The 19046-nt window shown below is 65.0% G+C and carries 24 protein-coding genes; 11 read left to right on the top strand and 13 right to left on the bottom strand.

The features are described 5' to 3' along the window. The first annotated feature begins 47 nt into the window (after positions 1-47). Both ACTJJM_RS01780 and ACTJJM_RS01775 read left to right on the top strand, forming a co-directional pair. Positions 48-452 (top strand): cupin domain-containing protein, encoded by a 405-nt coding sequence (locus ACTJJM_RS01780; RefSeq protein ID WP_049455240.1) that lies wholly within the window; start codon positions 48-50, stop codon positions 450-452. A gap of 75 nt (positions 453-527) precedes the next feature. Continuing rightward, positions 528-1409 carry an RNA polymerase sigma-70 factor gene (locus ACTJJM_RS01775; protein ID WP_049455239.1) on the top strand — a complete coding sequence of 294 codons (882 nt, stop codon included), beginning with the start codon at positions 528-530 and terminating at the stop codon, positions 1407-1409. A 114-nt stretch (positions 1410-1523) separates the two neighbouring features. Here ACTJJM_RS01775 and ACTJJM_RS01770 read toward each other — a convergent pair whose 3' ends face one another. Then, positions 1524-2444, bottom strand: coding sequence for an MBL fold metallo-hydrolase (locus tag ACTJJM_RS01770; protein WP_049455238.1), 921 nt, complete (start codon positions 2442-2444; stop codon positions 1524-1526). A 481-nt stretch (positions 2445-2925) separates the two neighbouring features. Between ACTJJM_RS01770 and ACTJJM_RS01765 the strand changes: the two genes are divergently transcribed. Continuing rightward, on the top strand, positions 2926-3879 hold the full coding sequence (locus ACTJJM_RS01765) for an alpha/beta fold hydrolase (RefSeq protein WP_329762820.1): 954 nt from the start codon (positions 2926-2928) through the stop codon (positions 3877-3879). A 237-nt stretch (positions 3880-4116) separates the two neighbouring features. Further along, positions 4117-4428 (top strand): hypothetical protein, encoded by a 312-nt coding sequence (locus ACTJJM_RS01760; protein WP_099560612.1) that lies wholly within the window; start codon positions 4117-4119, stop codon positions 4426-4428. Positions 4429-4473: 45 nt separating this feature from the next. Here the strand turns inward: ACTJJM_RS01760 and ACTJJM_RS01755 are convergent, their stop codons facing one another. From ACTJJM_RS01755 to ACTJJM_RS01745, 3 genes are all read right to left on the bottom strand, one after another. Beyond that, positions 4474-4773, bottom strand: a complete 300-nt coding sequence (locus tag ACTJJM_RS01755; RefSeq protein ID WP_049455236.1) for a hypothetical protein — start codon at positions 4771-4773, stop codon at positions 4474-4476. Positions 4774-5036: 263 nt separating this feature from the next. Next, complete coding sequence (locus ACTJJM_RS01750) at positions 5037-5306, bottom strand: hypothetical protein (protein ID WP_100051410.1); 270 nt, start codon at positions 5304-5306, stop codon at positions 5037-5039. Between the two features lie 56 nt (positions 5307-5362). Continuing rightward, complete coding sequence (locus tag ACTJJM_RS01745) at positions 5363-5578, bottom strand: hypothetical protein (protein ID WP_049455235.1); 216 nt, start codon at positions 5576-5578, stop codon at positions 5363-5365. Between the two features lie 153 nt (positions 5579-5731). Here ACTJJM_RS01745 and ACTJJM_RS01740 point away from each other — a divergent pair, with 153 nt between their 5' ends. Next, the gene (locus tag ACTJJM_RS01740; RefSeq protein WP_010485730.1) at positions 5732-6013 is read left to right on the top strand and encodes a hypothetical protein; all 282 of its coding nucleotides are present in this window, start codon (positions 5732-5734) and stop codon (positions 6011-6013) included. Here ACTJJM_RS01740 and ACTJJM_RS01735 read toward each other — a convergent pair. Both ACTJJM_RS01735 and ACTJJM_RS01730 read right to left on the bottom strand, forming a co-directional pair. Then, complete coding sequence (locus tag ACTJJM_RS01735; RefSeq protein ID WP_019336574.1) at positions 6010-6330, bottom strand: hypothetical protein; 321 nt, start codon at positions 6328-6330, stop codon at positions 6010-6012. The two genes, ACTJJM_RS01740 and ACTJJM_RS01735, sit on opposite strands and share 4 nt — an antisense overlap. Before the next feature lie 79 nt (positions 6331-6409). Next, positions 6410-9061 carry an excinuclease ABC subunit A gene (locus ACTJJM_RS01730; RefSeq protein WP_440865089.1) on the bottom strand — a complete coding sequence of 884 codons (2652 nt, stop codon included), beginning with the start codon at positions 9059-9061 and terminating at the stop codon, positions 6410-6412. 271 nt (positions 9062-9332) lie between these two features. Between ACTJJM_RS01730 and ACTJJM_RS01725 the strand changes: the two genes are divergently transcribed. Beyond that, the gene (locus ACTJJM_RS01725; RefSeq protein ID WP_099560609.1) at positions 9333-9587 is read left to right on the top strand and encodes a hypothetical protein; all 255 of its coding nucleotides are present in this window, start codon (positions 9333-9335) and stop codon (positions 9585-9587) included. Then, the gene (locus tag ACTJJM_RS01720) at positions 9584-10006 is read left to right on the top strand and encodes a low affinity iron permease family protein (RefSeq protein ID WP_019336571.1); all 423 of its coding nucleotides are present in this window, start codon (positions 9584-9586) and stop codon (positions 10004-10006) included. Before ACTJJM_RS01725 ends, ACTJJM_RS01720 begins: the two co-directional genes overlap by 4 nt. Positions 10007-10021: 15 nt before the next feature. Here the strand turns inward: ACTJJM_RS01720 and ACTJJM_RS01715 are convergent, their stop codons facing one another. Beyond that, positions 10022-11515: an FAD-dependent oxidoreductase gene (locus ACTJJM_RS01715; RefSeq protein ID WP_329762826.1), complete on the bottom strand. Its 1494-nt coding sequence runs from the start codon at positions 11513-11515 to the stop codon at positions 10022-10024. Positions 11516-11739: 224 nt separating this feature from the next. Here ACTJJM_RS01715 and ACTJJM_RS01710 point away from each other — a divergent pair, with 224 nt between their 5' ends. Beyond that, entirely contained in the window at positions 11740-11970 is a 231-nt protein-coding gene (locus ACTJJM_RS01710; RefSeq protein ID WP_043395788.1) for a hypothetical protein, read from the top strand. Positions 11971-11979: 9 nt separating this feature from the next. Here the strand turns inward: ACTJJM_RS01710 and ACTJJM_RS01705 are convergent, their stop codons facing one another. After that, a complete protein-coding gene (locus tag ACTJJM_RS01705; RefSeq protein ID WP_043395790.1) occupies positions 11980-12429 on the bottom strand; it encodes a BLUF domain-containing protein in 450 nt (149 codons plus the stop codon). Between the two features lie 189 nt (positions 12430-12618). Between ACTJJM_RS01705 and ACTJJM_RS01700 the strand changes: the two genes are divergently transcribed. Further along, entirely contained in the window at positions 12619-12879 is a 261-nt protein-coding gene (locus ACTJJM_RS01700; RefSeq protein WP_227199396.1) for a hypothetical protein, read from the top strand. A 7-nt stretch (positions 12880-12886) separates the two neighbouring features. Here ACTJJM_RS01700 and ligD read toward each other — a convergent pair whose 3' ends face one another. After that, positions 12887-15436 carry a DNA ligase D gene (ligD, locus tag ACTJJM_RS01695; protein WP_049455231.1) on the bottom strand — a complete coding sequence of 850 codons (2550 nt, stop codon included), beginning with the start codon at positions 15434-15436 and terminating at the stop codon, positions 12887-12889. Between the two features lie 13 nt (positions 15437-15449). After that, a complete protein-coding gene (locus ACTJJM_RS01690) occupies positions 15450-15626 on the bottom strand; it encodes a DUF3606 domain-containing protein (RefSeq protein WP_019336566.1) in 177 nt (58 codons plus the stop codon). 248 nt (positions 15627-15874) lie between these two features. Between ACTJJM_RS01690 and ACTJJM_RS01685 the strand changes: the two genes are divergently transcribed. Next, the gene (locus tag ACTJJM_RS01685; protein WP_019659711.1) at positions 15875-16372 is read left to right on the top strand and encodes a YciE/YciF ferroxidase family protein; all 498 of its coding nucleotides are present in this window, start codon (positions 15875-15877) and stop codon (positions 16370-16372) included. A gap of 39 nt (positions 16373-16411) precedes the next feature. Here ACTJJM_RS01685 and ACTJJM_RS01680 read toward each other — a convergent pair whose 3' ends face one another. From ACTJJM_RS01680 to ACTJJM_RS01670, 3 genes are read right to left on the bottom strand one after another with little or no spacing between them, the layout of a single operon-like run. Beyond that, positions 16412-17146 (bottom strand): DNA-formamidopyrimidine glycosylase family protein, encoded by a 735-nt coding sequence (locus tag ACTJJM_RS01680; protein ID WP_049481219.1) that lies wholly within the window; start codon positions 17144-17146, stop codon positions 16412-16414. Further along, the gene (locus tag ACTJJM_RS01675; protein ID WP_440865088.1) at positions 17139-17906 is read right to left on the bottom strand and encodes a DUF72 domain-containing protein; all 768 of its coding nucleotides are present in this window, start codon (positions 17904-17906) and stop codon (positions 17139-17141) included. Before ACTJJM_RS01675 ends, ACTJJM_RS01680 begins: the two co-directional genes overlap by 8 nt. Next, positions 17903-18370 carry a BLUF domain-containing protein gene (locus ACTJJM_RS01670; RefSeq protein WP_043395806.1) on the bottom strand — a complete coding sequence of 156 codons (468 nt, stop codon included), beginning with the start codon at positions 18368-18370 and terminating at the stop codon, positions 17903-17905. The genes ACTJJM_RS01675 and ACTJJM_RS01670 overlap by 4 nt, the downstream gene beginning before the upstream one ends. 299 nt (positions 18371-18669) lie before the next feature. Here ACTJJM_RS01670 and ACTJJM_RS01665 point away from each other — a divergent pair, with 299 nt between their 5' ends. Next, entirely contained in the window at positions 18670-18978 is a 309-nt protein-coding gene (locus ACTJJM_RS01665) for a KGG domain-containing protein (protein WP_019337684.1), read from the top strand. Positions 18979-19046: the final 68 nt, after the last annotated feature.

Below are 19046 nucleotides of genomic sequence, written 5' to 3'. Positions count from 1 at the left end.
CCGCTGCCACATGCTGCGGCCCTCCTCCACCGCTTTGGAGACCTGCCATGCGTCGCTCTGTTCTGGTCCTGTTTGCGCTGCTGCCACTGTGCGGCGCTGCCGCCACCCCGCCCTCTCCTGCGCCCCAGCCCTTGGTGCGCGAGGTGATGACCCGCGCCCTGCCGGAGCAGCACGGCAAGGAAGCGCTGATCCTTACCGTGGAGTACCCGCCGGGTGGCGCCGATCCTGTCCACCGCCACGATGCCCATGGCTTCGTCTACGTCCTGGAAGGACGGATCGTGATGGGTGTGGCCGGCGGCAAGGAAGTCACCCTTGGCCCGGGCGAGGCCTTCCATGAGGGCCCGGCCGATCTGCACACCGTAGGCCGCAACGCCAGCGCTACCGAGCCGGCAAAGTTCGTGGTGTTCCTGATCAAGGACATCGGCAAGCCGGCGGTGCTGCCGCCGCACTGATCGCACGTCCGGCGCTGGCACCAACGACAGGTTCCCGGGTGTCACAATCCGGGGACCTGTCCCGTCTACGCTGGCATGGACGAATCCACTGCGCTGTTCTCACGCCTCCGCCCACGCCTGTTCGGCGTGGCCTACCGCATGCTTGGGTCTTCGCACGAAGCCGAAGACGTGGTGCAGGATGTCTGGCTGCGCTGGCATGGCGCCGACCGGTCACAGATCGAGAATCCGGAAGCCTGGCTGGTGGCGGCCACCACCCGTCGCGCCATTGATGGCCTGCGCCTGGCACGGCATGCGCGCGAACACTATGTGGGCATGTGGTTGCCCGAGCCGCTGCTGACCGATGACGCCGCCACGCCCGAGTACGTGCTGGAAACCGCCAGCGATCTGTCGGTCGCCTTCCTCAGTGTGCTGGAACGGTTGGCCCCGGATGCGCGTGCGGCTTTCCTGCTGCACGATGTGTTCGATCAGGATTATGCGGTGGTCGCGCGCACACTGGACAAGACGGAAGCCGCTTGCCGGCAGATCGTGCATCGCGCACGCCAGCAGCTCAGGCAGGAGCGTCCGCGCTACAACGTCCCGCAGGACGTGCACCAGAAACTGCTGCGCCGCTTCGCCGAGGCTGCATCCAGTGGAGATTTCCGCACGATGAAGGCGTTGATGGCCGAATCGGCCGAGCTGGTGGGTGACGGCGGCGGTATCGTCACCAGCTTTCCCGGGCCGATGCTCGGCGGCGCACGCATTGCCCAGCTGCTGTATGCCCCGCACCTGCGGCGCAGCGCGCAATTGCGGATGGTGCCGGCCATGCTCAACGGACGGCTGGGACTGCTGCGCTATTTCGATGGCGTGCTGGAGGCGGCGATGGCCTTCGAGACCGATGGCGAGCGGATCACGCAGATCCTGGTGCAGCGCAACCCGCACAAGCTGCAGCGGTTGGCTCGCCCTACCGCCATCCAGTAGTTCCACGCCAGGTGTGGATGGCGTCCGTTGTCGGCCTCGTCCTTGCGGGATTCGAGCGGGGCGCCGATGCGCCCCGTCGAAAACCCCTGCTTGCGCTGTATCCGCAGGATCCGATCAGAAGTCCCAGAACACCGGCACCCAGCGGAACGTCTCGCCCTCCAGCGACACCCGGCCCACTGACGGGAACGGAAGATGCGTGGCCACCAGCATTTCGCCGGTGCCGGCCAGTTCCTTCAGCAGAGCGATGCGTACGCGTGCGGATTCCTCCGGGTCGTGCTCAAAACCGTTGTGCCAGTTCGGTTGGTCGAAGCCGACCGCGAACACGGCGTCACCGGCAAAGGTCAGGGCCTGCCCCGCGGACGCTACGCGCACTACGCAGTGGCCCGGGGTATGCCCACCGGTACGGCGGGCCGTTACGCCCGGCGCGATCTGCTGTTCGTTCTGGAAGGTATGCACATAGCTGCTGTACTCGGCCCAGAAGTGCTTGGCCGTGGCGCGTAGCGCATCGGGGAAACCCTGCGGCATGTTGGTGCGGCTGAAGTCCGGCGACTTCCAGAACTCCACCTCCGCTGCGGCCACGTGGATCTTCAGGTCCGGGCGCAGCTGTTCCTTCACACCTTCAACCAGCAGCCCGCCGACGTGGTCCATGTGCATGTGGGTGATCACCACATCGGTGATTTCGCCCAGGTTGATACCGGCAGCACCAAGGCGACGGATCAGCTGGCCGGCGCGCGGCAGCTGCAGGTCCGGGTCCATGCCCAGGCCGGCATCGATGAGAATGGTGCGATCCCCGCTGTGCACCACCATCACGTTCAATGCCCAGTCGAAGGCATCCTGCGGCAGGTACATCTCTTCGAACCATTCGGCACGGTCGGCCGCCGGTACGTTGTGGCCGAGCATCTGGGTGGGCAACGGCAGGACGCCATCGCTGATCACCAGCACTTCGACGTCGCCCACTTTCAGGGCGTAGCGCGAGGGCACCAGTTCATCGAGGGCGGGGGCAATGGGCGCGGCGGTGTTTTCCATACTGAACATGAGGGATCTCCACGAAGAGCCATTTGGCGGGCAACAATGCAAGGCTGGCGCGAACGAATCCGGGCGCCTGCCCATGGCGCAGGCAGTGACATTGCCAGGGCACGGTTGCCTGGCAGGCCAGCGCTGCGGAGTTCATGGGAAGACGGGCCACTGCGCGGGCAATGGGCCCGGAACACGGCAGGTGCCGTGTGGGATCAGCCTAGGCAGTACGCCGCAGGTGCGGTAGCGCCGTGAAGGGGGACGTCATGTTGCGTTCCGGGAAGCAATGCGGAACCGGCTGCAATGCCACCATTGCAAGCACCTCTGGCTCGTTCGGTAGCGCGCAGGCCCAGGTCGGGCAGCTTCGGATGATCATCCAGTCGACCCCACTGTGGATCCGTGCACTCAGGACGATCTATCAAGAAATTCGGACTTGTCATATCCCTGGCGCCTGATCGCGGGCGCAAAGTACGTCTCACCACCCACCCATCAGAGTTCCTGCATGAACACCTTCGCCCGTACCCTGGCCGTCGCCGCCCTCGCCCTCTCGGTCCAGGCCGGCCTGTCCGCGCAGGCCGCCGAACCGGCCACGCCGGCGGCAGTCACCAGCATCGCGCGCACCGCCAGCTACATCACCACCGCCGATGGCGTGCAGCTGTACTACAAGGACTGGGGCCCGAAGGACGGCCCGGTCGTGACCTTCAGCCACGGCTGGCCGTTGAACTCGGACAGCTGGGAATCCCAGATGATCTTCCTGGCCGATCATGGCTACCGTGTCATCGCGCATGACCGTCGCGGCCACGGGCGTTCCAGCCAGCCGTGGGAAGGCAATGACATGGATCACTACGCCGATGACCTGGCCACGGTGATCAATACGCTGGACCTGCACGATGTCACCCTGGTGGGCTTCTCCACCGGTGGTGGCGAAGTGGCGCGCTACATCGGCCGGCATGGCACCGGGCGAGTGAAGAAGGCGGTGCTGATCAGCTCGGTACCGCCGTTCATGCTGAAGACCGCCGACAACCCGAACGGCCTGCCGATTGAAGTGTTCGATGGCATCCGCAAGGCGCAGATGGATAACCGCGCGCAGCTGTACAAGGACATTCCGTCGGGCCCGTTCTATGGCTTCAACCGCCCGGGCGCGAAGGTGTCGCAGGGGTTGATCGATGCGTGGTGGGCGCAGGGCATGCAGGGCGGCCACAAGAACACCTACGATTCGATCGCCGCGTTCTCGGCCACCGATTTCCGCGCGGACCTGAAGAGGTTCGATGTGCCCACGCTGGTGATCCACGGTGACGACGACCAGATCGTGCCGATCGATATCTCAGGCCGCCAATCGGCAAAGCTCATCAAGGGCGCCAGGTTGATCGTCTACCTGGGTGCGCCGCATGGCCTGACCGACACCCACAAGGACAAGGTCAACCAGGATCTGCTGACGTTCCTGCAGGAAAAGTGAGTGGCCGGGGCTCCGTTGTGATGGCGGAGCCCTTCCTGCCCAGAAACAGGGCCGGCGCCGGATGAGCGCCGGCTGCCACGTCAGCGCACGATTGCGGCCGTGGGATTTCAGGCCAACGATGGAGCGCGTTCCGCACTTTGATGAAGGGTTAACCTCCAACGGAGGACACTGCGCCCTCACGGCTCTTCTCCGGCGCAGAATCCTTTGCTCCCGTGTCCAGCCTTAGACGACACGGCCATGCATCCTCCCAATGCCTTCCGGATCCACGCGATCCAGCCCCTTCTTGCGCGCAATGGCGCAATCGTTCGCCTTGATCAGTTGCGATCTACCTGCAAGAGTTGCGGCCTGCGCTCGTCAATGAGCGAGAACGCCGGCATTCAGACAAGCCCATTGGGCACGACGCTCACTTGCCCCGCATGCGGTGCCACGGGGCTGATGGACGAGGTGGAGATATGGCACCACTGGCTCGAACAATGCCGCCGTGAACGGATGCTGGCGCTCTTTGATCCAAAGCCTGACGAACCTCTGGAACCAGACACTCCGGAATGACGAGCGCGTTCCGGGCGCTTGCGGACGCAGCGCCAGCTACGCGCCTCAACCGTCGCCCGGGTGCCGGCCCGCCAGGCTGCCCATCGTGAAGGCGTAGCCGGCCTCCTCCAGCAGCGCTCTCATGCGCAGCTCCACGCGCCTGGGTGAAAGCAGGCTGTTGGGCGCATACAAGGCGTAGACGTAGCCGGCGCCGTCGATGATCTCGCGGCGCACGGCGCAGTCGTTGGATTCTGCCGCCTCGGACCAGACAGACATCAACCTGGCGGGGCTGATGGACTGCCCGTTGCGAAGGCGAAAGAACAGCCAGCGCACTCCCAGGGAATGGGCTGGATTCAACCTGACCACTGAGAGCCTCCAATGCGCCGGAAGAGATCCCTGAGAACCTCAGGATCCAATCGTGGATGCTCGTCTTTTGAGGATCGCGGAAGGTCGATGCGCGTGGGACCCTTCACCAGTGCAGGCAGATCGGACTGAAGGTCGATCCACCATCCCGCAGGCAGCCGGAGCCCTGTGCCCGTTCTATCGTAGATGCAGATCGGAAAAGTCATCGCATTGCTCCTGAATGACTCGAGCATACGCCTGCGCGATGTCAGGTCCGGATGCGACGCCTAGGGAGATGCCGCATCGGTGCGCTTTGCGCATTCGAATACGTGTGCTTCGTCCTGCTGGACCCTGCGGAACGATTCCAGCCAGCCGAACGCTGCACCACGATTGTGAATCGTATCGCCGAGCCTGCCGGTCAGGCACCGTGCGCACTCCATCCCGCCAGGGCTGGGCGCGTGGCAGCAACGGCATTGCGCCATTGTTGTGATTTTCTCCGGGCGACACTGGTACATGATCTTGGTCATCAGGCTGATCGCCTGGCTTTGTGCGGACATGCACGCTCCCTGTCTGCTGCGGAAGCAGCCGCGCGGCGCGCGGCTCCTCCTGTTCCTCAGCGGCGGGTATCGCCGCCGAGACCGCCCTTCTTTTCATCCGCTGGCTTCGGGCTCTCGCGATCCTTGTTGTCCTGCTGCTGTTGCTGCCCTTGCTTGCCGGGCTCCTTCCCGCCAGGCTCGCTCCCCTCGACCTGCCCCTGCTGTGCAGGCTGTTCTGCTTCAGCGGACGCGTTGGAGCGGTCATTCCTGTTCTGTTCGGGGACGCTGTTCATTTCGATTCTCCGCCGCAGCAAGTCTGCTGCCGATTGACTGTGGGCGTGTCGCCGTTACGGGAACGTACGGGGACGCGTCCCATATGAACAAGGGTCATGAACAGGCCCGCAGCAACAAGCGTGTACAGTGGAGTTTCGAAAAGGGGTAACGCCATGATCCATGGAAGAAGCAAGCACGTTGTCGACGTCGAGCGCGAGCTGGCCCACTGGAAAATCGCGTTCAACCTGGGCGCCCTGCCCGCGATGAGCTTCCGATATGAAGTGGCGCCCGTTATCCGGCTTGCCTGCGATATCTATGTGAGAGATCCGCATGGCACCCGGTCGGCATGGATCGACGATCTGCAGGGCAGGCTTGCGAAGCGATCGAGCCTGCGCGGCCATCCTGGCGCAGCGGAGATTGCCGATCGGTGCTGGTCCCTGCTTGGCTGCGCCTAGGCGCGGCTGGCTGCGTGATTCCGCTCGCGCATCAACTCATCATTCAGTACGTGGACAATGGACATCACCGCGTCGGCAAGTCCACGAGAATCGCTGATGGATCCGTAGAAGTAGATCCTGGCGCCTTCAATGCGAACATCCGCCAGCTGGAGCTGGGACGCCAGTGCCCTGCACTTGATGAGGAACATCTCTGTCCAGCGAGCGCCCGGCGCCAGATCCAGCAGCGCGGTGATGGCTTCGTCGGTGGATGCGTCTACACGCTCATGCAACAACGGGACATCGAAGCCGACGATTCTTGGGAGCATGGAAGCGTTCACCTGACCATCCTCTCGCTGATGGGCGCTGCGAGTACTCCCACAGTACAACAGAATGCATGCAGCCCCGGATGAGATGGCGTCAGCTGGCCTGCCCCAGCTCGCGCGCAAGGAACGGCGCAGTCCTGCTTCCCTTGGCGCGGGCCACCTGTTGCGGCGTGCCCTTCGCCACGATGGTGCCACCCGCGCCGCCTGCACCTGGCCCGACATCAATCACCCAGTCCGCCTGTGCGACAGAACGCATATCGTGCTCGATCATCACCACGGTGTTGCCAGCCTCCACCAGCCGTTGCAGCTGCGCCAGCAACCTGTCCGCGTCCGATGCATGAAGGCCGGTGGTGGGCTCATCCAGCACATACAGCGTGCGTCCGCGCTGGCTGCGCTGCAGCTCGGTCGCCAGCTTGATGCGCTGTGCCTCACCGCCTGAAAGCTCGGTGGCCGGCTGGCCCAGCCGCAGGTAGCCCAGACCGATTTCCTGCAGCAACTGCAGCGGGCGGGCAATGGCGTCTTCTTCGGCGAAGAACGCCTGCGCCTGGTCCACCGTCATCTGCAGGACCTCGGCGATGGTGCGACCATTCCACAGCACCTTCAGGGTGGCCTCGTTGTAGCGGGCGCCATGGCAGGTCGGGCACGGCGCATAGACGCTCGGCATGAACAGCAGTTCGACGCTGACGAAGCCCTCGCCTTCGCAGGTTTCGCATCGGCCCTTGGCCACGTTGAACGAAAAGCGGCCCGCATCGAAGCGACGGCGGCGCGCGTCGGGTGTCGCGGCGAAGAGCTTGCGCACGTGATCGAACAGGCCGGTGTAGGTGGCCAGATTGGATCGTGGCGTGCGGCCGATGGGCTTCTGGTCTACCTGCACCACGCGTTGGATGGCGTCCACGTCGCCGGCCAGCTGGCCCCGCGTGGCTTCGATCACGGTCGGCCCATCCGCGGGCGTGCTGTCGGCGCTGTCGTCCACCGGCTCATGCCCCAGGTGCAGCAGTATCAGCTCGGGCAGCGCTTGTGCCATCAGGCTGGACTTGCCCGATCCGGAAACACCGGTCACTGCGGTCAGAAGCCCCAGCGGCACCTGCGCGTCCACGCCCTGCAGGTTATGGCGATGGATACCCTTCAGCTCCAGCCAGCTGATGACACTGCGCTGCCGGCTGGCGGGCGCAGGCACCTGGTCGAACAGGTACTGCGCCGTGCGCGAATCCTGAACGTCGCGCAGGCCATCGGGTTCGCCGCTGTAAAGCACGCGCCCTCCCCGCTCGCCGGCCTCCGGTCCCACGTCCACCAGCCACTGCGCGCGGCGCATCAGTTCCAGATCGTGCTCGACAACGAACACCGAGTTGCCGCCGTCGCGCAGCCGGTCCAGCGCGTCGTACAGCGCCTGGCTGTCAGCCGGATGCAGGCCGGCCGAGGGCTCGTCGAGCACGTACAGCACGCCAAACAGCAACGAGCTGAGCTGGGTGGCCAGCCGCAGGCGCTGCAGTTCGCCGGCGGACAGCGTGGGCGTGGCGCGATCAAGTGATAGATAGCCCAGGCCGAGCTCGCGCAGTTGCCGTACACGCGCCATGACCCCGCCCGCCAGGCGTTGTGCCGCCAGGCGCTTTTCCTCAGACAAGGCTGAGGTCAGGCGCACGTCGGGTGCGCCTTCGTGGGTCGCGCGGCCACTTGCCGCCCGTCGGGCACGATCGCGGGTTGTTGCACTCCTGCTGGCGCGTGCGCCCTTGTTGTGTGCGCCGAAATCACCCTGCGCGATGGGCTCCAGCAGGTCCGCCAGTTGATCCAGCGGCAGCCGCATGAACTCGCCGATATCCACGCCGGCAAAGGTGACCGAAAGCGCCTCCGGTTTCAGGCGCTTTCCGTGGCAGGCCGGGCACAGCTTGCCTTCCATGTAGCGCGAAACACGCTTGCGCATCAAGGCGCTCTGGGTGTTGGCAAAGGTGTGCAGCACGTAACGGCGCGCGCCGGTATAGGTGCCCATGTAGCTGGGCTCCTGCTTGCGCTTGAGTGCGGTACGGGTCTCGGCCGGCGTGAAGCCGGCATAGACCGGCACGGTGGGCGTCTCCTCGGTGAACAGGATCCACTCACGGTCCTTCTTCGGCAGTTTCTTCCACGGCACATCGATGTCGTAGCCCAACGTGACCAGGATGTCGCGCAGGTTCTGGCCATGCCATGCCGGTGGCCAGGACGCGATGGCGCGCTCGCGGATGCTCAGCGACGGGTCCGGCACCATCAGTGCTTCAGTCACTTCGTAGACATACCCCAGGCCATGGCAGGTGCTGCAGGCGCCCTGTGGAGTGTTGGGCGAGAAGTCTTCGGCGTACAGCATGGGCTGGTGGGCCGGGTAGGCTCCCGCCCGCGAAAACATCATGCGCACCAGGCTGGACAGCGTGGTCACGCTGCCCACCGAGGAGCGCGCATTGCTGGCGCCGCGCTGCTGCTGCAGGGCGACCGCCGGGGGCAGCCCGTCGATGGCATCCACATCGGGCACGCCCGCCTGGTCGATCAGGCGGCGCGCATAGGGTGCGACGGATTCGAAGTAGCGCCGCTGCGCCTCGGCGAAAACCGTGCCGAAGGCCAACGAGGACTTGCCGGATCCCGACACGCCGGAGAAAACCACCAGTGCATTGCGTGGAATGGAGACATCGACATTCTTCAGGTTGTGCTCGCGCGCACCACGGACTTCGATGCAGCCGCTGGCTGCGGCAGCACATGACGACTCGCCAAAGGGGGTGTTGGACATCTCAGCATTCCTGCAATCGGTGGGCGGCTCGCGCATGGTGCGCCCGGTAGGCCATTCTCGCTGTTGCGGGGTGAATGGCGTGAGGGGGTGCGCAACCACGTGCCGCATCAGAACGCCATGGCCGACGCAGACCGCGCCGCCGCGCTGATTGTTAACGCGCGTTGCCTGAAGGATTGACGCCACGTTGCCCCGCCCTTGATGAGGCCGCTCACAGTGCATTCCTATGCTGGGCCCGCCACCTGCGAGGTGGTGATCAACCTGGAGATGCACCATGCAACGCGACCAGAAAGACCTTCCCCATCCGGACACGGAGGCGCAGCGCCCCGATCCTGTCAGTCCGCTGCAGGCGACGCTGCACAACCGCCGCAATCATGACGAGGCGCTGCAGGAAACCTTCCCCGCCAGTGACCCGATCTCCCCCTTCGTCGCTGCGCCCACGCCGGACGAGCAGGCCAAGCGCCTCGGGAAGCGGGTCAAGCTGCCGGACCGCCACACGGATGAGGAGGCCGCGGGAGGTGACCAGTGATCCGGCGCGGTTTTGCCCGTGTCGCGGCGGCGACGGCGCGATTGTCCGGCAGCCTGGGGGCATTCGTCGCAGCGCTGGGGGTGATCATCACCTGGGCTGCCAGCGGGCCGGCCTTCCACTTCAATGACACGTGGCAGCTGGTGGTGAATACAGGAACCACCATCGTGACCTTCCTGATGGTGTTCCTGATCCAGCATACGCAGAACGCCGATACCGCTGCGCTGCACATCAAGCTGGATGAACTGATCCGGGTGAGCAAGGACGCCAATCAGGAGTTGTTGAACCTGGAGTCGATGGAGCCGGCCCATCTTGAAGAGATACGCCAGCGTTACGAGGCACTGGCGAAGACCGCTGCAGACATCAAGTCCAAGAAGGAGCGCTGCATGCCCTGCGATGCGGATGCAGCCGCCGAAGCCTGAGGTGGATGCCTGCGCCTACAGCTGTTCTGGTGTGAGGCCCTGCCTGGCAGGGCCTTCCAGCAGCGCTCCGGTGGCGGAAAAGCGGCTGCCGTGGCAGGGGCAGTCCCAGGTGCGCTCATGGCCATTCCATTGGACAACGCACTTCAGGTGCGGGCAGAGCGCCGACATCATGTGCAGGCGACCGCCCTCGTCGCGGTAGACCGCGGTTCGCTTTCCGTCCACGTCCAGTAGTGCGCCGCAACCACGGGCCATCTCACTGGGTGAGTGTGACGGCGCCGTGGCAAGGCGATCTCCCACCATGTGCCGCGCCACCGTGGCGTTGGTGCGGGCCCAGCCAGCGGCCGAGCGCACCGGCGTGAAACGCATGGGGCTGAGCAGTTGCTCGATCTCGCTGGTCGTGCCCATGATTCCCTCGGTGATCGCGCGCGCGGCCACGCCTGCCCAGGTCAAACCGTCCGGCCCATAGCCGGTAGCGACCCACACATTATCGTGGGCGCTGCTGCCGATGTAGGGCAGCTGGTCGGCGGGCCGGAATTGCTGCGCCGACCAGCACAGCGGCTCGCGCTGCACGTTGAAGTTGCGGCGCGCGTCGGCTAGCAGATGCTGGGCCGGATCCACCGCTGGCGTTTCGCCGGTGCGGTGTGTTTCGCCAACCAGCACAAGCCAGTCGCGGCCATCAGCGCCGTGCACCCCGCGCAATGAGCGGTGCCGGTCGGCGATCCAGTGAATGCCTGCCGCAGGTGGGTTGGCAACCGGCACCGCCACCCCGTACTCGCGGTACACCTCCATCTCGGCCTGCACCAGGTTGAAGCCTGCGGGCGAATGCGTAGCCAGCACGAACTGCCTGGCCTGTATGCGGGCGCCATCGGCTGTCGCAACGCCGGCGGATGCCTCGATGCGGTTGATCCGGGTCCAGTCGTGGATGCGCACGCGACCTGCCAGATGACGTGCCAGTTGCCTGCAGAACGCCGCAGGATCCAACTGCGCCTGATCGGGAACGCGGAAGGCGTGGCCCAATGCAAACGGCAGCCCGGACTGCCGGTGTTCGCACTGCAGGCCGACGCGCTGATAGGCCTGCAGCTCACGCTCGAACTGCGCGGTGACCTCGCGGGTGCGATCCTGCACACCGTACTGCATGCCCACGCGTTGGAAGCCACAGCGCAGATGGTAGCGATGAACCAGTGTTTCGATGGACCGCAGCGCCTGCTGCCGCCACTGCACGACACGGCTGGCCGTGTCACCGCCCCAACGGGAGATCAGATCGGCCAGCCGGGAGACGGGCGCGTAAAGATTGCCGGTGGACATCACCGTATTGCGCCCGCCGATGGGCCCCGCATCAACCACCAGCACATCCAGGCCGCTATCGGCCAGGCGGGCCGCTGTCAGCAGGCCGGTCATGCCGGCGCCCACCACCAGCACGTCCGCGCGCGTCGTGCCGGCAAGGGGGCGGAAGCTGTGCGACTCAGTGTCAGCTGACCATAAGCTGGCGCGCGGGAACGGTTCGGACATGAAAGAGATCCTTGCAGCTTCAGCTGGGAGGCCTCTCTGATACGCCTTGCCGGGTGAAACGACGGTGGCGTGGTCGTGCAGATGATGCTCACGCGCTGCCGCGATCAACGCCATGGTCAAGGCCAGGTGAGCGTTGCGTGGGCAACACGCCTGTGTCGCCTCTGCGAACCGCAACTCCTTGCTTGCAGCGTGGTCGCTAACGTGCCTGGAAGGAGGATCAGGCAGTGAGCACGCACTTGGAAATCGATCTGATGATCGCGCAACTGGAGGAATTGCTGCCGGAATGGGCAGCGTTCTACCCCGAGCCGCAGTTCATCCGCATGCTCGCCGAGGCACTGGACTATATCGCTGCCAGCGCGGAGCCGGAGGCGCGGCTGTATTGCGTGATGCGCACCGGGCACCTCCATGTGTGCAGCGGCGAAATTCCGTGGGCCGAGCGCCATGGAGGTCGCTAGGCCGGTGGATCACGCCGCCACGGCATAGGGTTCCACCAACCTGGCCAGGACATCCATCGCCGTCTCGGTTGGCGCTTCGTCACCGCTGTGCTGGGCGAACCCCGACCAGTCCGCGCAGGCAAGAATTTTCAACTGCTCGGGTTGCGTCGGCAGCCAACGCATCGGCCAGAACGGGAGTCGCCGGTTGCCCACCCTGCCCCGCTGCAACTCGATGAGACCTGCGTGGCTGGAAGCACCCACCACTCGCGAGTACGCCACGCTCAAGCCGTCCTCGGGTCCCTCCATGTACTGCAGGAAGCGGGCGCCATCGAACAGCAGAACTCCGGTAACGCCGGCATTTCGGTTGAAGCGGGCGGCATCATCGACCAGATCGTCCAGCTTCCCGCTGCGCAGGCCCAACGGGTCACCGGCAACGGCTGGGCCCGCTTCGCTGACGTATGCGACTGCCCTGATCGGCATTGACTGCTCCTGTAGTGAATCCCCCCAGATTCCGTGCCGCTAGGATAGGCCACCTGCGCCCCGCAGTTGTTCCCATCCTGTGCAATTTGTGAATCAGTTGGGCCCCAGCCGACAAACGGCATGCAGGACGCCTCCCCGCCCAATGCCATGGATCGTTTACGCTTGGGGCAGATGACTCGGGAGCACCCCATGCCCAATACCGGCCTTTTCCATGTTCTGGAGCTGGACGCCGCTTCCGGCGTGCAGGGTATTGAGCGCGTCAGGTCCATTCGCGTGCGCTGCAACACCTGCGGCGGGATTACGCAGTTGTCGGGGGACGCGTTGGGGGCGGTACCCGGTGGAACGACGCTGGTGTGCGGTGCTTGTCCGTCGCGCCAGACGGTCAGCAACGCGCGGCTGGTCGAATGCGATCATGTATTGCCCGGTAGCGTGCAGGCGCCCGAAGCGTAGGCGCGGGCTACGGGTCTGCCTGCGCCCATCGCGCAAGATTCTGTTTCACTTTCCCGATACCGGCCCAAGGGTCTTTGCGCTGCCGTTTCAGCTTTGCTGGCACGTCCTTGATCGTGAACGCGTCTGCGCGCTTGAGTTTCGTCAGATCGCCCCAGGCGATCGGCAGTGCTACCGGTGCCCCCGGCCTGGCCCGCAGCGAGTAGGACGCAACCGCCGTCGCACCGCGCCCATTGCGCAGATAGTCCACGAAGATCCGCTTGTTGCGGAGGCTTTTGGTGGCCGTTGCCAGGAATCGCTGGGGCTCGGATTGCGCCAGCGCATCGGCGAAACCCTTCGCAAAGCGCCTGGTCAGGTCCCAGTCGCATCCCGGATTGAGCGGCACGACCACGTGCAGGCCCTTGCCACCGGATACACGCAGGAACGATTCCAGCTCCAGCTGCGCCAGCAGTTTCCGGATGTCGGTTGCCGCTTTCTTGACCTCGGCAAAGGGTACGTCCGGTCCTGGATCCAGGTCGAACACCACGCGGTCGGCCTTGTCGGGCGCTTCGGCGTGGCTGCCCCAGGGGTGGAACTCCAACGCGTTGAACTGCACCAGTTCAAGCAGGCTGGCTGCGTCCCGCACCACCAGGTAATGGGCGTTTATACCGCTTTCTTCCTTGAGCTTTACTGCGTCGACCAACTCCAGCCCGGCTGTATGGTGTTTCTGGAAGAAGCAGGGTTTTGCGGTGCCACTGGGACATCGGATGATCGACAGCGGACGATCAACCACCTCGGGCAGGAGATGCTCCATCACTGCCGCGTAGTAGTCCCATACCTCCTGCTTGGTGTAGCCATCGCCAGGAAACAGGATCTTGCCGGGAGACGACAGCGCGGGCGGTGTGCGGTCGGTAGCGGGTGACGTTTTCGCATCGCGCGCAGGACGCGCCGTTGCGGACTTCCCACCAGAGATCGTGACCGGCCCGGCGCGATCGGAATCTGCGAGATCGGCGATGTCCTTGTCCGCCCTTACCGCCTTCAGTGACGCCTGGCGCAACAGCTTCTGCCCGCCAATCCCGCGATAGAAGACCTCCACCACGAAACGCGGCGGGAACCAGGTCGCGGCGCGCAGGTCGGTGTCCTGGGTGGGCACGTACGCCGTCGGCTTGCGGCTGCCGCCGCCTTCGATGCGCTTGCTGACTTCGCCGATCAGTTCGTCCGAGAACCCGGATCCGACGCGGCCGACGTAGAGCCAGCCATGTTTCGGGTCTGGCCGCGCCAGCAGCAGCGAGCCGAACCCGGTGCGGCTGCCTTTCGGCGTGGTGTATCCGACCACCGCAAACTCGTCGCTGGCCAGCTGTTTGGTCTTGCGCCAATCCTCACTGCGGCCACTGTGGTAGCTGCGCTCGGCGCGCTTGGAAATGATGCCTTCGAAGTGCTGCTCACCGGCCAGGCGATAGGCCTCGTCGCCATCCCCCTGTACATGCGAACTGAACGCCAATGGCCTGCCCTGCCCTTCCAGCACGGATTGCAGCAGGGCCTTGCGTTCCAGCAAGGGCGCATCGGCGACGTCCACGCCATCAAGGTGCAGCAGATCGAACAATGCATACGTCAGGACGCCCTGCCGCTCGCCGGAGAGCGTGGCCTGCAGCAGGTTGAAGTCCTCCCTGGTGCCGGCGCCGGCGATGAGCTCACCGTCCAGTGCCGCCGAGGTGAGGCCCAGTGCTGTGATCGCGTCACGTATTTCAGGGAGCTTGCCGGTCCATTCCAGTGCGTTCCGCGACCACAGCTGCACGTTGCCCTCAGCCACCGTAGCAAGGATGCGGTACCCATCCCATTTGATCTCATGCACCCACTGCCCGCCCTGGGGCGGCGCTTCGCCCAGCTTGGCCAACTGTGGCTCAAACGGCCCGGACGGCGCTGCGGCCTTTCTTGCCTTGCTGAGCGCCAGGGCCTTCTTCGCCCAGTTCTTTCGTCGGGCGCGTGTGGCGGGTACGACCGTGAGTTTCTTCTTCGCGGTCTTTCCGGCCCCGGCACGCTTCAGGTCCACCGGGGGCGCTACAGCAACATCCGCCAGCAGATCGTCTGCCTCGATGTCGCTCGCAAATTCATCGTCGTCCTTGAACAGCAGCCACTGTGGCTGGCGCGCTGGCTTGCCTGAACGGACCAGATGCCATCCACCCTTGAGCTTGGCGCCGAACAGCTCGAATCGTAGATGGCCCTTGGCGAGCTGGGCTTCCGGGTCGCCCTGCGTAGCCCACACACCGTGGTCGAACTGGGCGACATGGCCGCCGCCGTACTGGCCTTTGGGGATTTCGCCTTCGAAGGTCGCATAGTCGACAGGATGATCTTCCACCTCCACCGCCATGCGCTTGACCTTCGGGTCGTAACTGGGCCCCTTGGGCACGGCCCAGCTCTTCAGCGCGTCACCCACCTGCAGGCGGAAGTCGTAGTGCCTGCGGCTGGCGTGGTGCAGCTGCACCACGAAAATGGCGCGTTGCCCTTTCGGTAGCGCCTTGCCCGGCTCGGGCTCCTTGGTCTTGTCAAAACTGCGCTTGCGGCGGTACTCGACCAGGGACATGGGCAACTCCGCGCTATTTTCCCAGATGCTTGCGGACAGCAACGGCTGTGGGGCCGACCGCCGCCACAGCGGCACGAAGTTCCTCGGCGGACACGCCCAGCGCCGTGGTCCAGTACTGCAGCTCGTAATCTTCGTTGACGTTGATGCGATCCCGGTCCGGGCGTCCGGTGTTCTTCTTGTCGTCGCTCATGGGAGTCTCCACGCGTGATCGGGCGTGAAGTGACCGTACCGGCCGGTGCATGGGCACCAGGCGATGCCATTGTGAAGCCATGGCGAAGGCTTGGCGGCACCGGCGCCAACCCGCAGTGGCGGATCCCGCATCGTGAAGGGCACGCGCACGGTTCGCGTGGACCTCCACATGCCGCCTTCACCTGGCACCTGCCTGATCGCAACCGGGCAGACCCTACGCTGATCGCTCCACTCACTGCGGAGCCCAGTATGGCTATCAAGACGGCGGAAGACCTGTTCATCCACGAACTCTCGGACATCTACAGCGCCGAGAAGCAGCTGACCAAGGCCCTCCCGCGCCTGGCCCGTGCGGCCGAGAACCCGGACCTGGCCACGGCGTTTGAAACGCACCTGGAAGAAACCCAGGGCCAGATCGAGCGCATCGATCAGGTTGTGGAGATCCTGGGCATTCGCCTGAAGCGCATCAAGTGCGCGGCGATGGAGGGCCTGGTGGAGGAAGGCAAGGAAGTGATCGACAGCATCGACAAGGGCCCTGTGCGCGATGCCGCCCTGATCGGTGGCGCACAGAAGGTCGAGCATTACGAGATTGCGTCCTACGGCACCATCGCCGCGCTGGCCAAACAACTGGGCTACAAGGACGCCCTGCCGTTGCTGCTTGAGACGCTTGAGGAAGAGAAAGCCACCGACGAAAAGCTCACCCTGCTGGCCAAGGGCGGCGGCAACGCCAAGGCAGCGCAGGCCGCCTGATCGACGCGCCCCGGAACCTGGCTGCCACGGACGGCAGCCTCAGGGCCCGTACAGCACTTGATCATTGGGGCAGAAGAACGTGCGTCGCCGCGTGGTCCCCATGTAGAGCTTGCTGATCGGGCCACCGCACACGGGACAGACCTTCTTCGTGTGCACCTGCCAATGCTTCTTCAGCTCAAAGCAGCGCTTCCATTCCAGGAAATCGAAGCTGTAGGCGCGGGCCTGCTCGATCAGCGCGGTAAGCCTGCGTGGCGGCAGGTCGCCCAATCGGGTGGCGGGATGCACGCCTATCCGGAACAGCACCTCGTTCTTGATGATGTTGCCGACGCCGGCGAAGACCGTCTGGTCCAGAAGCGCATCGCAGGCAAGGACGTCCGGCATGGTTTTCAGCTTGCGCCTGGCCAGCTTCGGATCCCAGGCATCGTTCATCACGTCCGCCCGCCAATCGTAGATGTCGTCCAGAGGCTGGTCGATCAGGCGCACGGAACACGCATAGAAGTTCAGCTCACCGTTGTCGAACACCAGCGATACCCGCGCCGGGGCTGGCTTCCGCTCGTCGATGCGCCAGCTGCCGAACATCATCAGATGGATGCGCAGCGTGTGATGGCTGAATTCCAGCAGGAAGTGCTTGCCCCAACTGCGGACCGCCTTGACCCTTCGGCCCTGCAGCGGCGACAGGTCGATGCGGCTGTTCCCGGAGACGGTGCGGACCACGTGCCCCTTGAAATGGCTCGCTGCTTCGCGCAGCAGGACGATCGAAGGGCCTTCAGGCATGTTCGTTCTCCTGCAGCAGCGCCTGCAGGTGCAGGGCATTGCCGGTGGCGTGACCCAGCGCGGTATTGTCCAGTACGAACCAGGCGGGTCGTTGCGCGTCGGCCTCGGCCAGCAGCTGCCGCGCAAGGTGGGCAAGGATCGGCTCGTCGTAGGCACTGCGATAGATCTGCGGCTGGCCGTGCCAGCGCCAGTAGCTCCACGTGCGATCACCGCCGGGAACCGCTGCCGCCGGCACACGTGCCGGATCTGCGGCTACCCGTGCAACGCCATGCGCGCTCAGCAGCGCATCCACGTCCGCCGTAAACCAACTCGGATGGCGCGGCTCGCACGCTACTTCGGCCTGCGTGCGCGCGCGCAGGCCCCGCAGGAAGGCTTCGGCCGTGACCGTGTCGTACACCAGGCTGGGCGGCAACTGCAGCAGCAACGGACCGAGCTTTCCACCCAGTTCCAGCACGCCTTCAAGGAACCGCTCGAGCGGTTGCATTGCATCACGCAGCCGACGCTCATGGCTGATCTCGCGCGGGAGTTTCACCGCGAACCGGAAGCCCTCCGGCACGCTCGCCGCCCATCGCGCATAGGTCTTGGCCTGGTGCGGTCGATAGAAGGATGAGTTGATCTCCACCATCGGCAGGCGTGTGGCGTAGCGCTGCAGCGCGTTGTCGCCCGCGCCGAACGCCTCCTGATCCGACCGCGACAGCGACCACCCCGCACAGCCGACGCGTAGCAGCTCAGGCACCACCGGGGCGGCTGACGACATCATCGTGCCAGCTGCCCGTCTGGTTCCATGATGCCGCCCGCGCCTGCTTCCGTCTGCGATTGCGAAACCGACAGTAGTCGATCCAGGGCGCTGGTGCCCGATTCCAGCGCCGACGCGCTGCGCACGAAGCCGGTCCAGTCGGATATGGCGATCTTCCCCAGCGCGAGCTCATCCACCCGCACGCTGCGCATCCGCCAGTGCGGAAACTGCCGGCGCCCCACCCTGCCCCGGTTCAGTTCGACGATCCCACTGTGGCTGCCGGCCGCGAGAATGCGCGCGTAAGCCGCATTGATCCCGGCCTCCGGGCCCTCCAGATACTGCAGGAAGCGCGAGCCGTCGAACAGCAATGTGCCGGTGACATCGGCGGACTCATTGAACTGCACCGCCTCTGCCACAAGTTCCTGCAGCCGCTGTTCCGTCAGGTTGCGGGAGGCTTCACTTACATAGGCAATCGCTCTAAAGGGCATGGCACCACCGGTTGTTGCAGACCGCTCTACCTTAGCCACACCGATCGTACGCGCGGTGAGACCGGTGTGGAGGCTGCGTCGAACTGTGGCGTGTACCTTCCGCATCGCGTTGACGCGCGGTTGGGCCGCTGAACGTGTGCCTGCCACTGTGCGCACGCACGAATGTTCGTGGAGGCCGGATGAGGAATCAGCGCCTTCGGGATGACGCGACGTTGGCAGTCGTGCCACCGCCGTCTAGCGCCGGATCTGGAAGATGGTCGCTGCCGCCAATGAGGCGGCTGAACCCAAGGAGACTTTCCATGGCCAACCAGAACCAGAACCAGGGCACCAGCAACCGCGGTTTCGCTTCGATGGACGAGGACAAGCAGCGCGAGATCGCCGCCAAGGGTGGACGTGCCGCGCACGAGTCAGGCAACGCCCATGAATTCAGCTCGGAAGAAGCACGCGAAGCCGGCCGCAAGGGTGGCGAAGCGGTGAGCCAGGACCGCCAGCACATGGCTGACATCGGCCGCGAAGGCGGCCAGAACAGCCGTGGCGGTGGTAACCAGGGAGGCGGGCAGCAACAGCAGCAACGCGGCGGCAACAACCGCGGTGGCCAGCAGCGCTGATCGGCGCTGAAACCCGATGCATCCCTTCGTGGGAGGGAGGGGGGTTCGCCCACCCTCCTCTTCCCCAC

Source organism: Stenotrophomonas sp. 22692, from assembly GCF_052045015.1.
Taxonomy (GTDB): Bacteria; Pseudomonadota; Gammaproteobacteria; order Xanthomonadales; family Xanthomonadaceae; genus Stenotrophomonas; species Stenotrophomonas geniculata.
The sequence above is the reverse complement of the archived record's forward strand: the minus strand, read 5'-3'. Positions and strand labels throughout refer to the sequence as shown.